The 14,299-nt window shown below is 43.1% G+C and carries 11 protein-coding genes and 1 pseudogene; 3 read left to right on the plus strand and 9 right to left on the minus strand.

What is annotated here, in order from left to right; genetic code table 11:
• The first annotated feature begins 61 nt into the window (after positions 1-61).
• Positions 62-736, plus strand: coding sequence for a hypothetical protein (locus AC4MC0_RS03850; RefSeq protein WP_004982886.1), 675 nt, complete (start codon positions 62-64; stop codon positions 734-736).
• Between the two features lie 12 nt (positions 737-748).
• Positions 749-1,555 carry an SDR family NAD(P)-dependent oxidoreductase gene (locus AC4MC0_RS03855; protein ID WP_335997536.1) on the plus strand — a complete coding sequence of 269 codons (807 nt, stop codon included), beginning with the start codon at positions 749-751 and terminating at the stop codon, positions 1,553-1,555.
• A gap of 99 nt (positions 1,556-1,654) precedes the next feature.
• Here AC4MC0_RS03855 and AC4MC0_RS03860 read toward each other — a convergent pair.
• The 9 genes and pseudogenes from AC4MC0_RS03860 to sdsA form a co-directional block, all read right to left on the minus strand.
• Positions 1,655-2,690: pseudogene (locus AC4MC0_RS03860) on the minus strand (agmatine deiminase family protein).
• 146 nt (positions 2,691-2,836) lie between these two features.
• Positions 2,837-3,307 (minus strand): YbjQ family protein, encoded by a 471-nt coding sequence (locus AC4MC0_RS03865; RefSeq protein WP_183173052.1) that lies wholly within the window; start codon positions 3,305-3,307, stop codon positions 2,837-2,839.
• 3 nt (positions 3,308-3,310) lie between these two features.
• Positions 3,311-3,667, minus strand: coding sequence for a YbjQ family protein (locus tag AC4MC0_RS03870; protein ID WP_094148967.1), 357 nt, complete (start codon positions 3,665-3,667; stop codon positions 3,311-3,313).
• Between the two features lie 103 nt (positions 3,668-3,770).
• Complete coding sequence (gene adeK, locus AC4MC0_RS03875; RefSeq protein WP_205668092.1) at positions 3,771-5,225, minus strand: multidrug efflux RND transporter AdeIJK outer membrane channel subunit AdeK; 1,455 nt, start codon at positions 5,223-5,225, stop codon at positions 3,771-3,773.
• Positions 5,225-8,404 carry a multidrug efflux RND transporter permease subunit AdeJ gene (gene adeJ / locus AC4MC0_RS03880; RefSeq protein ID WP_205667688.1) on the minus strand — a complete coding sequence of 1,060 codons (3,180 nt, stop codon included), beginning with the start codon at positions 8,402-8,404 and terminating at the stop codon, positions 5,225-5,227. The genes adeK and adeJ overlap by 1 nt, the downstream gene beginning before the upstream one ends.
• A 13-nt stretch (positions 8,405-8,417) precedes the next feature.
• Positions 8,418-9,662: an efflux RND transporter periplasmic adaptor subunit gene (locus AC4MC0_RS03885; protein ID WP_159151460.1), complete on the minus strand. Its 1,245-nt coding sequence runs from the start codon at positions 9,660-9,662 to the stop codon at positions 8,418-8,420.
• Between the two features lie 25 nt (positions 9,663-9,687).
• Positions 9,688-10,299 (minus strand): phosphatase PAP2 family protein, encoded by a 612-nt coding sequence (locus tag AC4MC0_RS03890; RefSeq protein ID WP_159151461.1) that lies wholly within the window; start codon positions 10,297-10,299, stop codon positions 9,688-9,690.
• A gap of 146 nt (positions 10,300-10,445) precedes the next feature.
• Positions 10,446-12,500 (minus strand): site-specific recombinase, encoded by a 2,055-nt coding sequence (locus AC4MC0_RS03895; RefSeq protein ID WP_335997530.1) that lies wholly within the window; start codon positions 12,498-12,500, stop codon positions 10,446-10,448.
• 33 nt (positions 12,501-12,533) lie between these two features.
• Positions 12,534-13,511 carry an All-trans-nonaprenyl-diphosphate synthase gene (sdsA, locus tag AC4MC0_RS03900; protein WP_078389125.1) on the minus strand — a complete coding sequence of 326 codons (978 nt, stop codon included), beginning with the start codon at positions 13,509-13,511 and terminating at the stop codon, positions 12,534-12,536.
• Between the two features lie 467 nt (positions 13,512-13,978).
• On the opposite strand from sdsA, the gene rplU reads away from it, so the two are divergent.
• The gene (rplU, locus tag AC4MC0_RS03905; protein ID WP_004695441.1) at positions 13,979-14,290 is read left to right on the plus strand and encodes a 50S ribosomal protein L21; all 312 of its coding nucleotides are present in this window, start codon (positions 13,979-13,981) and stop codon (positions 14,288-14,290) included.
• Positions 14,291-14,299 lie beyond the last annotated feature (9 nt).

Consider the following 14,299-nt stretch of genomic DNA (forward strand, 5'->3'; position numbering starts at 1 on the left):
GATGTGTCTAAACCTAGAGTGCGCTTTGTTCGCAGTAAAAATCAAAAAAGGGGGGATCACTATGACTTATCAAATATCATTAAAATTAAAACCTGAAACTCACCAACGCTTTGCCCACATTCATCAACAGCTTAATGCAGGCGAAAGCCAAAGCCTTGCCAAACCTTTGGGTGAGGTTTTAGCGGATATTTCATGTGAAGTGATTGATCAAGTCTTTGGTGATCTTGCACGCTTGTCTACCTCAGGCGATGGGGAGTCTGAGAAAATTATTCAGCATATTGTGGACACTATGCGTAAGTACATGCCGTGGTCCGTGTCGTTTTTTTCAAATGACCGTCTAATTCCAATGGTGAATTATCTAGAGCAAATGATGTATGACACCGAGAGCATGCATTTTTTAAGCTACCCAGTCGAAAAAACCTTAGTTACCGAACTTTTGGGTTGTGCGGAACAGATGGAAAAGGGCAATAACAGTTATGTTGCTCCAGCTTTGAAGGTATTTACACAAATTGTCGATCAAGGGGTGACCAGTCTGGTCCGTGAACCCAAAAAAATGCTTAAATTTAATCTGGTGGTCGATAAAACACTAAATGGGGTGATTAACTTAACGACTCAGTTGGGCTATAAACGTTTTGATAAGTTAGGGCGTATCTATGATGCGCAGATGATGAGTCAATATTTCGATCATTTCCTGACTTTTTTAAATGATCAATCTGCAAATAAAACTTCGGTATGAGGCAATAAGGACATGGCACAGTTAAACAGTTTAGACGCTAAAGTGGTGTGGATTACGGGGGCATCTTCAGGCTTAGGTGAAGCACTGGCCAAAGAGTGTGCTTTACAGGGGGCAAAGGTGATACTCACGGCAAGACGTTTTGATGAGCTTGAAAAAGTTCGCGTCGGGCTGCTCAATCCAGATCAACATATTTCTATTTGTGCCGACATTACCGACGAAGCTCAAGTTCGTCATGCCTATGAACAAGTGCTGAACCAGAAAGGACGGATAGACTGGCTGATTAATAATGCGGGTTTAAGCCAGCGTGCCTTGATTGCTGACACCAGCATGCAGACTGAACGTGCGATTATGGAAGTGGATTATTTCTCACAAGTGTTTTTAACCAAAACTGTTCTACCAACATTTTTAGCGCAAAAATCTGGCCGTATTGCTTTTGTTTCGAGTGTTGCAGGGCTATTAGGGACGCAGTACCGTGCCAGTTATTCAGCAGCCAAAGCTGCCATTCATATGTGGGCAAATAGCCTGCGTGCCGAAGTGGCCAATGAGGGCGTAGATGTATCGGTGATTTTCCCGGGCTTTGTTAAAACCAATGTCTCGTTTAATGCTTTAAATGGCGAGGGTAAACCACAGGGTCATCAAGACGAAGCGATTGAAAATGGTCTAGAACCCGATATTTTTGCGCAAACGGTGGTGAGTGCTTTGCTTAAAGGTGAAGAATACATTGTAGTCGGTGGACGGAAGGAGAAAATGGGGGTTCTGGTGTCTCGTTTATCGCCTACAACGTTGTATAAAATGATTCGTAAGATGAAAGTGAAGTAAATTGAAAAAGGCAGGAGGAACGTCTCTTCCACCTGCCTTTTTGCGGATGTTGTTCCCATATCCCATCCCCCCATGTATTGATAGGGGAGCCGCACTGCACTACTTACTGATTTTATTTAAATAGTTTAAAAAAAATTCCGCATTTTTCCCACGCACTTGCCAAGACATACAGCGCACACCACCGCCCATATGACAGACATTAGAAGACTGTACTGGAACAACAGTCCGTTTGGTTACACTACGAATTTGCTGTAACGCGACAGCATCTTCTTTAATCCCAAATTGCGGGAAGTAAATCCGTTCAGACGTGACAAGCATGTTGGTGTATAAACCACATGCAGAACCAAATTTTCCATCGTAGATTTCGCTGCCATCATAAGGGGTGATGATTTCACGAATTTTAACATTGGGAATGCCGCGCTTTAAATCGGCTTTGAGTTGCTTGGCATAGTCGGGATCTTCAGGGTAAGAGTTAATCACCAAGGTGTTTTGGTCGACAAAGCTGACGACACCATCGGCATGTTCTAAGCCCCCTTGTTCATCGGCTTCAATGAACGCAATCTGCTTTGCACCCGTCAGCGCCATGAGTTTCTTACGGGCTTCGCTTTCGGTGAGCTTGTTATCCGCTAGGAATTTGGTGCTGAGGACGACATTACCATAACCATCTTCCACCCAGTTTCCGCCATCATTCAATAGTTTGCTTTGCGAAAACTGTAAGCCAGCCTTTTGGCTGTAGTACTTAAATTCGTCTTGCACTTCATCAGAAATGGTCTGACCTTTTTTAGCGCCACCTTGTCCTGCCGCCGTGTAGCGGAACATGACGGGTTGAGCAGGATTGGCGCTGGTGAAGTCGCGCATCCAAATGTCATGCATCGGTGCGATTGCCACATGCTTGTTGCCCAAAGCTTTTACATAGTCGGGGTAGAGGCCTTTGTCCGTCAGAACAACGACATTGTCTCCGTTTTTAATAATTTTTTTTTGCATAATCGACGTGAAAATCAAAAATATCATCAATCATTTTTGCATAGTACGCATCATTACTTTGAGGCGATGCCAGCACAATTAATTCAGCTTTGGCTACACGTGCAATCATGCTGAGTACAGCCATACTTATTTTCAGTGCTAAAGATTTCATTATCTGTGACCTCTTTGTAGTGTAGGTGAAGTCCATTTTTATTATGTTTAGTGTAGAGAATTATGCTCTAGTGAGTAATCACCAACCGAATGTACGATAGAAGGTGAGCGAGCATGAGCTATTTTGAACGCTCATGCTATTTGAGTTTAGTGAATGGATAATTGGTCAATAGTGACTGTTTGAGGACTTTGAATGGCAGTCCCATAAGCAAAGACTTCAACCATACCGCCTTGCATGCCCATTTCTGTGGTCGCCAGTCGCATACAAGCAACATGCGTTGCGCCGTGCTTTTCTGCTTCAAATTTGAGTCGGACGATAGCTTCACGACGGGCACGATCGACGACACTTTCATAGCTGGTGAGTCTACCCCCAAAAAAGTTTTGCACGGTCGCCAATACATATTTGAAATAATCATGAGAAATCACAACATTGCTACTGATCATGTGCCCAGACTGTTCGAAGCTTACTTTGCGTAAATTACCCACGGTAATGTAGGCAAGACGCTTCTCATTCTGTTCAAGCTCCGCCAAATGTTTACGTTCATTGTAGCGACCAAAGCCAAAACCGACGCTAAAGAGCACCGCAAAGATCAGCAGTTGGAAAACTAAACTTTCCATTGCTTAGGCCTGTGTTGGAAATGGATCGGGGAGATGGTTGTCTAACGGTGTGACACGGACTGCAGTGCCATAAACAAATAACTCAGATGCACCTTGGGCAATATTTGAGGTTGAAAAACGAATACCTACAATGGCATTGGCCCCTAAGCCTTGTGCTTTTGCAATCATACGATTCATGGCTTCTTGGCGGGATTCTTCTAAAAGCTCGGTATAGGCAGTGAGCTCACCACCGACAATATTTTTTAACCCTGCCAAAAAGTCGCGCCCGACATGTTTACTCCGAACCGTACTGCCGTAGACCACATCCAGTTGTTGAGAAATGCGATGTCCAGGAACAGACTCAAGGTTACTTAAAAGCATAATGTTCAATATTCAAATGATTTGATTATCTTTGAAGATAGGAAAAAGCCCAGCAAAAAGCAATAAAAAAGCCCACCTAAGTGAGCTTTTGATGTTGCAAACCTTAGTTTGCTGTTTTGTTGTATTTCACATCTGAAGATGAAGGTTGTTTCACCACTTGATCAGACGTATTGACTTTTACTCCGCCACCGAGGGTTTTATACACTTCAACTTGGTTGTTTAAGTTTGCTTGTTCAAGCAATAACAACCCTTGTTCCGCCGAGTACGATGTACGTTGTGCATCAAGTACAGTCAGGTAGTTATCGATACCTGCACGGAAGCGGGCCGTTGAAAGCTTATAGGAGGTGTTGGTTGCATCTACCAGACGACGTTGCGCTGCTAGACGGTCACCAATATTTTCACGTACTGCCAAGGCATCATTCACTTCGCGGAAAGCGGTTTGAATGGTTTTTTCATAATCTGACAACGCAATTTTTTGGTCAGTTTCTGAAATCTTCACATTGGCACGACGTGTGCCCCAGTCAAAGATTGGAATATCCAAGCTTGGGCCAAGTGACCATACAAAGGCACCTGATTTAAACAAATCGCTTAAATCTGTCGATGCATAACCTGCCGTACCCGTTAAGCTGATAGTTGGGTACAACTGTGCTTTTGCCGCACCAATGTTGGCACCCGCAGCAGACAATTGATATTCCGCAGCACGGATATCAGGACGGTTATTTAACAAGTCGCTTGGTAAGCCCGCTGTCAACGCCGTACTTTGGGTAATGCGTTTCACAGGTTGAGGAGACAATAAGTTTGCAGGAACAGGCTGACCCACCAACAGGTTGAGTAAGTTCTGTGCTTGTGCAAGTTGAGTCTTGTAGTTCGCAACGTCATTACGTGCGGTTTCAACCGAAATTTGCGCTTGACGTACAGGGACTTCGCTATCGATACCGACATCAAAACGTTTTTTGTTCAGATTGTATGATTCAAGCTGTGCTTTTAAGGTTTGGTCTGCCAGTTTTAAGTTGGCATTGGCAAACGAATAGCTCAGCCATGCTTGCGCAACCTGACCAATCAACGAAATTTGTGTTGCATCACGTGCACTTTGAGTCGCTAAATAGCTGTCTAAAGCATTGTCTTTTAAGCTACGAACACGACCCCAAAAGTCTAACTCATACGCAGTTACGCCAAGGCCAACATTATAGGTTGTCATAGGTTTGCTGCTGAGTGTATCTTGGCGAAGCACACTACCACTTGCACCAATGGTTGGCAGTTGGTTGTTTTCGCTAATTTGATACGCTTGCTGAGCACGTTGAATATTTAAAGTCGCCGTACGGAGGTCACGGTTATTGGCTAGTGCTAACTCGATGACTTGGACTAAACGCTGATCAGCAAAAAAGTCTTTATAGCCTTGTTCTGCAACAGATGGACCTGTCGTTGAACCAATATATCCTGTTGGGATATCCGCTTGAGCGACGGGTTCTGGACCACGCATGCTTTGACATGCAGTCAAAGCAAGCGCAAGTGCAGATACCGCAATGCTACGACCTGAAATAGACCATACTTTTTGCATCACGATGTTTGCTCCTGATTATTTTGTTTCTTAGGTTTGTATTTGAAAATACTACGAATCCAAACAAAGAATACTGGAATGAAGAAAATACCCAACAGTGTAGAACTAATTACACCACCAAGGACACCAAAGCCTACCGAGTGTTGGCTACCTGCACCAGCACCTGTTGAAAGGGCAAGCGGAAGGACACCAAAACCGAATGCAAGGGTGGTCATGATAATTGGGCGTAAACGCATTTTTGCAGCATGAAGGGTTGCATCAAACAAGTCTTCACCTTGTTCTTGCAACTCTTTTGCAAACTCTACGATCAAGATCGCATTTTTCGCAGAAAGACCAATCACGGCAACAATCGCAACTTGGAAGTAGATGTTGAACGATAAGTTTGGATCGCCCTTAATGATCATACCTAACCATGTCAGTGCAAATGCACCAAGAATACCGAGTGGTACAACTAGCAATACTGAAACAGGGATAGACCAACTTTCATACAATGCGGCAAGACATAAGAAGACGATAAGCATTGAAAGAACAAGCAGCGGAGCTGTTTGATTGCCCGAATCACGTTCTTCTAAAGATAAGCCTGTCCATTCATAGTCGAAACCTTGTAAGCCCATAGATGGTAACTTACCAATAATTTCTTCCATCGCGAGCATTGCATCACCCGAACTTACGCCCGGTGCTGGAGTACCTTGAATGTTTACAGAAGATACACCGTTATAACGCTCTAGACGTGGTGAACCATAAGTCCATTCGCCTGTTGCAAATGCTGAGAATGGAACCATCGTGCCACTACTATTACGCACATACCACTTGTTCAAGTCTTCAGGCATCATACGTGTATTCGCTTCACCTTGGACATATACCTTTTTCACACGGCCACGGTCAACGAAGTCATTGATATAGGTACCACCCCAAGCCATGCTCATGGTTGTATTGATATCCGCAATGCTGACACCCATTGCACCCGCTTGCGCTTGATCAATATTGATTTGGTACTGAGGCGTATCTTCTTGACCATTAGGACGGACGCCTGCAAGACGTTTGTCTTGTGCAGCCATACCTAAAATAGCATTACGTGCAGCAATCAATTTCTCATGACCTTGACCACTTGCATCTTTTAACTGGATGTTAAAACCAGCAGATACACCTAATTCAGGCATTGCAGGTAACTGTAATGGCATGATGTAAGAGGCGTCTTTCACGATCATATTCAATGCCATACCACGTTGGATGATGGCACCAATTTGCGACTCAGGTGTCGTACGCTCACTCCAGTCCTTCAGCTTGATAAAGGCAAGACCTGCGTTTTGACCAACACCTGTGAATGAGAAACCAGAAACAGTAAAGATGGACTCTACATGTTCTTTTTCTTTATTCATGAAATAGTCTGTCATTGTGGTGATGACTTTATCGGTACGTTCAAGGCTTGCACTTGGTGGAAGCTGAACTAAAGTCATGACGACGCCTTGGTCTTCGTCAGGCAAGAATGAGGATGGTAAAGCTTTATATAGGCCAACTAAGCCTGCAATCACCAGTAAATAAACCACACCAGAAAATACTTTATGATGGGTCATACGGTTGACACCACCTTGGTATTTTACGGATAGCTTTTCAAAGCTGCTGTTAAACCAACGGAAGAAACGCGCAAAAATATTATTACTTTCTGCTTTATTCGGATCGTGTTGTTTTAACAAGGTTGCACACAGGGCAGGGGTGAAGGTTAATGCCACGATCAGTGACAAAATCATTGCGGTAACTAGCGTAATCGAGAACTGACGGTAAATAACACCGGTTGTACCTGCAAAGAATGCCATCGGTACAAATACCGCAGTTAATACACTGGTAATACCGACCAAGGCACCAGAAATCTGTTGCATTGATTTTTCGGTCGCAGCTACAGGGTCGAGGTGTTCTTCTTGCATTACCCGTTCTACGTTTTCCACCACGACAATTGCGTCATCAACCAATAAACCAATCGCTAAGACCATCGCAAACATGGTGAGCGTGTTGATTGAGAAACCGAAGATGTTAATGACAGCAAATGTGCCCAATACAACCACTGGAACAGCCAATGTTGGAATAATTGTGGCACGCCAATTCTGTAAGAACAGGAACATCACAATAAAGACCAAAATGATCGCTTCAATTAAGGTTTTAACAACACTCTTAATCGAAAGTTCAATAAACGGTGTGGTGTCATAAGCCAGTTGATCTTTTAAACCATTTGGGTAGTTTTTACGAAGTTCACTGAGGCGCTTTTCTACAGCCGCTGCTGTATCTAGTGCATTTGCACCAGTTGCCAGTTTAATCGCAACACCGCCAGCAGCCTTACCATTAAATTTAGAGTCGAACTGATAGTTATCTGACCCGAGTTCAACACGCGCAACATCACTCAAACGGACTTGAGCACCAGAAGATGTATTTTTTAGAAATATATTCTTAAATTGTTCAGGTGTTTGCAACATACTTTGCGCATTGACAGTCGCATTCAGCACTTGACCTTGTACAGAAGGTGCACCGCCTAACTGACCTACAGCCACTTGAGCGTTTTGAGCACGAATTGCAGCAGCAATGTCACTTGGTGTCACTTGCAAACTGTTCATTTTCGCTGGATCTAGCCAAATACGCATCGCATATTGACCACCAAAGACTTGAAGTTCACCAACACCTGCAACACGGCTCAGCGGTTCAGAGATGTTTGAGTTTACATAGTCATTAATGTCCGCCCCAGAAAGACTTCCATCTGGAGAGTAAAATGCAAGTACTTGCATAAAACTTGCGCCAGACTTAGTCACTTTCACACCTTGACGTTGTACATCTTCAGGTAAAAGCGCTGTTGCAGATTGTAATTTGTTCTGAACTTGAACCTGTGCAATGTCTGGATCAACCCCTTGTTCAAAGTTCAAGTTGATTGACGCTTGACCATTACCCGCACTGTTAGATGAAATGTAACGTAAACCATCTAAACCATTCATTTGTTGTTCAATGATTTGCGTTACAGTATTTTCAACAGTTTGTGCAGAAGCACCTGGATAAGTTGCAGCAATTGTCACCACTGGTGGTGCAATTGTTGGATATTGAGCAACAGGCATTGTAGTTAGCGAAAGAACCCCCGCCAACATAACCACCAGTGCAATCACCCAAGCAAAAATAGGGCGATGAATGAAAAATTGAGCCATATTCGTCTACCCCTTATGTATTTGAAGTAGCTTTTTGTTCAGTTTTTGCACCAGCTTCTGTCTTTTTAGCATCCGTTGTTGGAGCTTGAGGTGCTGCTGCTTTAGGTTGATACGGTTTCGCAACAACTTTCTGTTCAGCTTTAACTTTCGCTATTCCGTCAACAATAACTTTTTCACCTGTTTTAAGGCCTTCAGTCACAATCCAGTCTTGGCCTTGAATGCCAACTGTGGTGATTTGACGAGGCTCTACTACGCCTTTGTCATTCACAATCATTGCCATCGCTTGACCTGTTGGTGTGCGAGTCACCGCAATTTGCGGCACTAACATCGCATTCGGGATTACGCCTTGAACGATTTGTGCATTGGCAAACATACCAGGAAGCAACAAGTGATTCGGGTTCGGGAACACCGCACGAATCGTCACAGTCCCTGTATCTGGATTGACACTGGCATCAGAGAACGCTAAACGACCTTCGACTGGATAGTCACTGCCATCTTCAAGTTTCAGCTTCACACGCGTGTTGTTACTGCTGTCTAAGCTACCTTTACTCAATTGTTGACGTAAACGAAGAAGTTCAGAGCTTGATTGGTTGATATCAACATAGATCGGGTCTAAACGTTGAATCGTCACCAATGGTTCTGTTTGGTTTGCAGTCACCAAAGCACCCGCAGTAACTGTAGAGCGGTTGGTTTGACCTGAAATTGGAGAGCGGATGGTTGAGTAACCTAAGTCTACTTCAGCATTTTTAACTTGTGCACGTGCTGCTGCCACTTGTGCTTCAGCGACATTCACTTGACCCACTAAGTCGTCATAGTCTTGTTTCGCAACAGCGTTGCTTGAAACCAGTTGTTGATAACGATTCAGTTTGGTTCTGAGTGTGCTTAAATTCGCTTCTTGTTGTAATAATGCTGCTTTGGCATTATCAAATGTTGCGCGGTTGGTACGAGAATCAAGTTCATAAAGTGCCTGACCTTCACGTACATAACTGCCTTCCGCAAACAAACGTTTTAGAATGATCCCACTCGTTTGTGGGCGAACTTCAGAGATTTCAAATGCCGTGGTTCTGCCAGATAACTCTACAGATTGTTCTACATTTTGCGGTTGTGCAACAATGACACCGACTTCAGTAGGTGGCATTTGTTGAGAAGCGCCAGCTTGCTGCGCATCCTTTGGATCTTTGCTACAACCAACAAGTGCAATACTCGTTGCTAATGCGCAAGCGGTAAGGGCTGGGGCCCAAAGCTTTGCCGTCATCATTGTTCCACCTCGATTAGATTCTTATCTAAAAATAATGTGTATTTAATTGGGTATATCTGCCACACAAGATGTAAAGCAGTGAAATCCAGATAATACTAATGCTCCAACCTGCGAGAACGTCGGATGGGAAATGTACTCCAAGATAGACTCTTGAAATTCCCATCATCAGCATCCATAAAAGAGCAATGCATACAACATGACGATGTGCAGAAAATGGTCGACTTAAGAAAATGGCAAGACACGCCAAAGTGGCAGCATACATACTGTGCGCACTCGGAAAGGAAGCACCATAGCTCGTCACTAGGTGAAACATTTCTGGTGGGCGTGGTCTTGAAATTAGAAATTTAAGTAGCCAAGCAGAAGCAATACTTCCAACAACGCCTAAACCAATAAAAACAACATCTCTATACTTTTTATACCATGCACGATGGAAACACCATAGAGTGGTTAGAAATAATACAAACGGCATGCCACCGAGTGCCGATAAAAGTATTGCAAGTTTATCTATATGCTCAGTTCTTAATGTGCTGAAATATTCGACCATCGCCAGATCTAAAGCTGTGAGTGGTTGAATGCTTAGAGCTAATGCACTGATTATAAATAAAATAATACCGATAAAAAGCAACAAGTAAGGCATGCTGGAACTCGTGTCATTTCAACCGATTTAAGCGCGGTTATTTACTGGGTTAAAGTGTACTCATCAGTACACTTTAATTCAAGTGTTGATTAATCATGTATAAAATTTTGTTCACAGTGTAACAAGAGCTCAAAATCGGTACAAAATCATTTTGTATGGTGTTTTGTATTGTTCGAACTTTCATCAACTTCAAGAGGTACTTTGGGTGGCCAAAAGAAGTCACTTGGTCGCGTTAGAAAATGGGTTAAAACCAATTTTGCTAACGGTTTCCACTGTTCAAAACGTACCCGACGTGCACGTAAAGCCACAATAATCGTGAGAGTAAAACTGACAAATAAGTTCGTCAGACCAATAGCGAGTACCCCGAGGAAAGATACAATAATCAAGCCAATCTCAGGACTACCATTAATATTCATCAGGCCTTGAATGAAGTTTGCTGAAGCAAAGGCAATATGGCGAATATCTAGGGGTAAACCCAAAATATAACCAATGGTTCCCATACTTCCTAGCATAATACCGAATAGAAAATTACCCGCCAGCGCACCTAAGTTACGTTCTATATAGCCTGCAAATTTATCGAGCCGTTCTTGTCCCATAATTGTTTTGAGACGAGGGTGTGCTTTTAAGCGTGGACCGACTTTGCGATAAACCGCCATATTGTCAAAATAGCCTGCTAAAAGTCCTGATAAAAACAAACAGACACCCGCAATCGCGGCATGTGGGATGGCCAAAGAGGTAAAAGGGTTTAAGTCATGTAAGACTTTCGCCGCTTTTGCATGGTTGAGTAGTGGTTCATGCATGCCCGTTGCCCATGCCCATGTAATAAAGGCGGCAACGGGTATGGCAATCGAGATATTTCCCAAAATAGCAATGAACTGGGTACGGATAATATTGATAATCAATGCTGCTAATTCAGCAATTTGCGCGGTTTTAGAACCTTTGCGGTGTTGTACTGTTGCTGCAAGGGCTGCAGCAGTCATTGCGGGTTGTTTGGTCGCTACAGTAAAGTGCAAGACATGAATCAGCATAAAACCTAGTGAGTAATTCATACTGTAAATAAAGGCTTGCATGAGTGGTGCCATGACCATACGTGCCGACAAGGTTTTGAGCGTTGCCATAATGGCAATAATAACTCCTGCACCCGCTGCGGACTTATACATGGCTAAAAAGCCTTGTTTGTCTGTACTTACATAGTGTTCGCCCGTTTTACTGGCATTTTCAGTCACCTGCAAAGCAATCAATTCACTATTGGTCGTCAGTAGAGAGCGTACGCTGCGTTCGCTATAAATCGCAGCGGTAATATCGACCAAGAGCATACTCACCGCTTCATAGTGTACTTCGCCTTCTTCTACAATTAAATTGAGCAACAGTTCGACGCGGTCTAAGCATTGCTCAAGTAAGGAAATCAGATAGGTTAAACTGACACTGACTCCAATACGTCTAGTCGCACGACGAATTTTCAATACCACATCACGACACTGCTCAATCATGACCAGCGCTTGAGAAGCGTCGGGTGGGGCAACCACACTCGAGGTTTCTGCGTCTTGATGTGCCTTTTTATACTGTTGAATGAATTCGACAATTTCGCGGTTCTGCACTAAAAAAGGCGATTCATATTCGGTCAGCTCAGGATGCGCATTAATAAACTCTGGATATAAACCAATACCACTTATCCTATAAGACAGCACCGTGATGGCTTTAACCACTTCACTGCGAATTTTGACTTTTTCTGTTTGATTGGCATGCCCGTGATTGAGCAGGTTCAGTAGTTGTAGCCAGTCACTGTCCCGGATGTTATCGAGCCAATATTTATCACTTCGATTGGGGAAAACGCGACGGACTAAATCCTGTAGTTGAGTTTCGTCATTAATCAGCGGAAGAAAATGTGCCCCTAAACGCTGTGACAATTGATTCCAAAACCCATCTAAAGACAATATGCCTGTGTCGGCATAAAGACTGGTTTGTTTATATTGGGAAATAAGCCGCAGCACAAAGCTTTGTAAGGTCGATGCGGCATCGGGAGTGATGAGTAATGCTTGAATGAGCGCTTGAAATTTTTGATGGATTTCATCGATTTGATACGCATCCGTTGGACGAATACGCTCCACCAACTCAATTAAAAGTTGATCATTTAAAACAGCTTGAGGTTGCTCAAGCTGTTGCTGCATTTGAAAAAACAGATCATTAAATTTTATATGCATAGGCAAGTTAAAAACATTTTAAAGCATCATTTGTTATTGAATTCGATGTAAAGCCAGTTGGGTTAAATTGACCAGTGCTTGACGATATTGGCTGTCAGGTAAAGCCTGTAATGCTTGAAGTGCGGCTTCGGTTTCTTCATGCGCCCGTTGTCGACAGTAATCTAGTGCGCCAGAACTGTTTACGATAGCAATGACTTGATCAAGATCTGTTGTTCCACCTGTCGCAATACTTCGACGAACAATGTCATGTTCTTCACCCGTTGTATTTTTCAATGCTGAGATTAACGGCAAAGTCGGTTTGCCTTCCATTAAATCATCGCCAATATTTTTACCTAATGTTTCAGCATCTGAGGTGTAATCTAAAATATCATCAATGATTTGAAAGGCATTGCCAAAGTGGCCTGCAAATAAACGTAGTGGTTCACGGTACTGCGGTGTCCCAGAAAGAATGGCAGCCCCTTCAGTTGCCAGTTCAAATAAACGTGACGTTTTACCGTGAATAATATCTAAATAAGTTTGTTCTGTGGTTTCAGGTTGGTGCTGTGCTTGAAGTTGTAGCACTTCACCTTCGGCAATTTCACAAGTCCCTGTAGAAAAATCTTTGAGTAAGGTCATATCACCGAGATCGACCAATAAATCAAATGCACGTGAAATTAGAAAGTCACCAACCAGTACTGCGGTCTGATTGTTCCAAGTCGCATTGGCCGTTGGGCGACCACGACGTAAGCCAGATTCATCGACCACATCATCATGAACTAAGGTTGCGGTATGCAGCATTTCAATGATGGCAGCAAGTTTACGCTGGCGTTCCAGGTCTTCTGCACCACAGGCTTTGGCAGCCAATAAACACATAATGGGACGCATGCGTTTACCACCTGCTTCAACCACATGTTTACTCACCGCCATGACCAATGCCACTTTAGAGGTAATGCCTTCATTAATAAATGTGTCCATCGTGGCAAAGTCTTGAGCTACAGGGGCGAGAATATCTTGCTTAAAGTCGATGGTCATTTGAAGAGCGGCCTCATCTATATAAAGTGATAAAAATCAGCATTACCAGTATTGTGTAAATAGGGATACATGTCTAAATGATTCATTTCAATCATAAATAAGACTCGCTAGCGTGCGAGGCTATATTTTACGAAAGACAGTTCCTTATTTCCCCAATGTATAAGCGTACTGCATTTGTAGGCTTATTTACATTTTAAAAATCAATTCATCCATACTATAGCGGATTGATTTTAAAAATCTATTTCATTGTAAGCAAAGTCAAGCCAGAGTTGAACTGTAATTTGTTGATTGAGTTTTTCTCGATTATTAAATAATCGTTAATTTAGTCTAATAAGTTCGGCAAATCTCTTGTTGTTTGAGTCAATATCACTTAAAATCCTTGCCCTTGATTAACCCCAGTGGCGTTCGTATTAAGATCGATATCTTCCTTTATCGGCACGACGACACGGGCATGTTTGGAGTACATTATGTACGCAGTAATCCAAAGCGGTGGTAAACAGCACCGTGTTGTAGAGGGTGAAACCCTTAAAGTTGAATTGTTGAAAGCTGAAACTGGCGCAACTATTACGTTTGATGACGTATTAATGCTAGTAAATGGTGACAGCATTCAAATCGGTGCTCCAGTTGTTGCTGGCGCTACTGTAACTGCTGAAGTAGTTAGCCATGGTCGTCACGACAAAATCCGTATTGTAAAAATGCGTCGTCGTAAACACTACCGTAAACAACAAGGTCACCGTCAATGGTTCACTGAGTTGAAAATTACAGCTATTTCAGGCTAATTACGAGGA

Source organism: Acinetobacter sp. CAU_H_S139_7 (assembly GCF_058599305.1).

Excerpts from the sequence above, each read along its gene's own strand:
- AC4MC0_RS03870 (WP_094148967.1), bottom strand. The coding sequence starts at position 3,667 with ATGCTTTTAAGTAACCTTGAGTCTGTTCCTGGACATCGCATTTCTCAA.
- AC4MC0_RS03895 (WP_335997530.1), bottom strand. The coding sequence starts at position 12,500 with ATGCATATAAAATTTAATGATCTGTTTTTTCAAATGCAGCAACAGCTT.
- adeK (WP_205668092.1), bottom strand. The coding sequence starts at position 5,225 with ATGCAAAAAGTATGGTCTATTTCAGGTCGTAGCATTGCGGTATCTGCA.
- rplU (WP_004695441.1), top strand. The coding sequence starts at position 13,979 with ATGTACGCAGTAATCCAAAGCGGTGGTAAACAGCACCGTGTTGTAGAG.
- sdsA (WP_078389125.1), bottom strand. The coding sequence starts at position 13,511 with ATGACCATCGACTTTAAGCAAGATATTCTCGCCCCTGTAGCTCAAGAC.
- adeJ (WP_205667688.1), bottom strand. The coding sequence starts at position 8,404 with ATGGCTCAATTTTTCATTCATCGCCCTATTTTTGCTTGGGTGATTGCA.
- AC4MC0_RS03890 (WP_159151461.1), bottom strand. The coding sequence starts at position 10,299 with ATGCCTTACTTGTTGCTTTTTATCGGTATTATTTTATTTATAATCAGT.
- AC4MC0_RS03855 (WP_335997536.1), top strand. The coding sequence starts at position 749 with ATGGCACAGTTAAACAGTTTAGACGCTAAAGTGGTGTGGATTACGGGG.
- AC4MC0_RS03885 (WP_159151460.1), bottom strand. The coding sequence starts at position 9,662 with ATGATGACGGCAAAGCTTTGGGCCCCAGCCCTTACCGCTTGCGCATTA.
- AC4MC0_RS03865 (WP_183173052.1), bottom strand. The coding sequence starts at position 3,307 with ATGGAAAGTTTAGTTTTCCAACTGCTGATCTTTGCGGTGCTCTTTAGC.
- AC4MC0_RS03850 (WP_004982886.1), top strand. The coding sequence starts at position 62 with ATGACTTATCAAATATCATTAAAATTAAAACCTGAAACTCACCAACGC.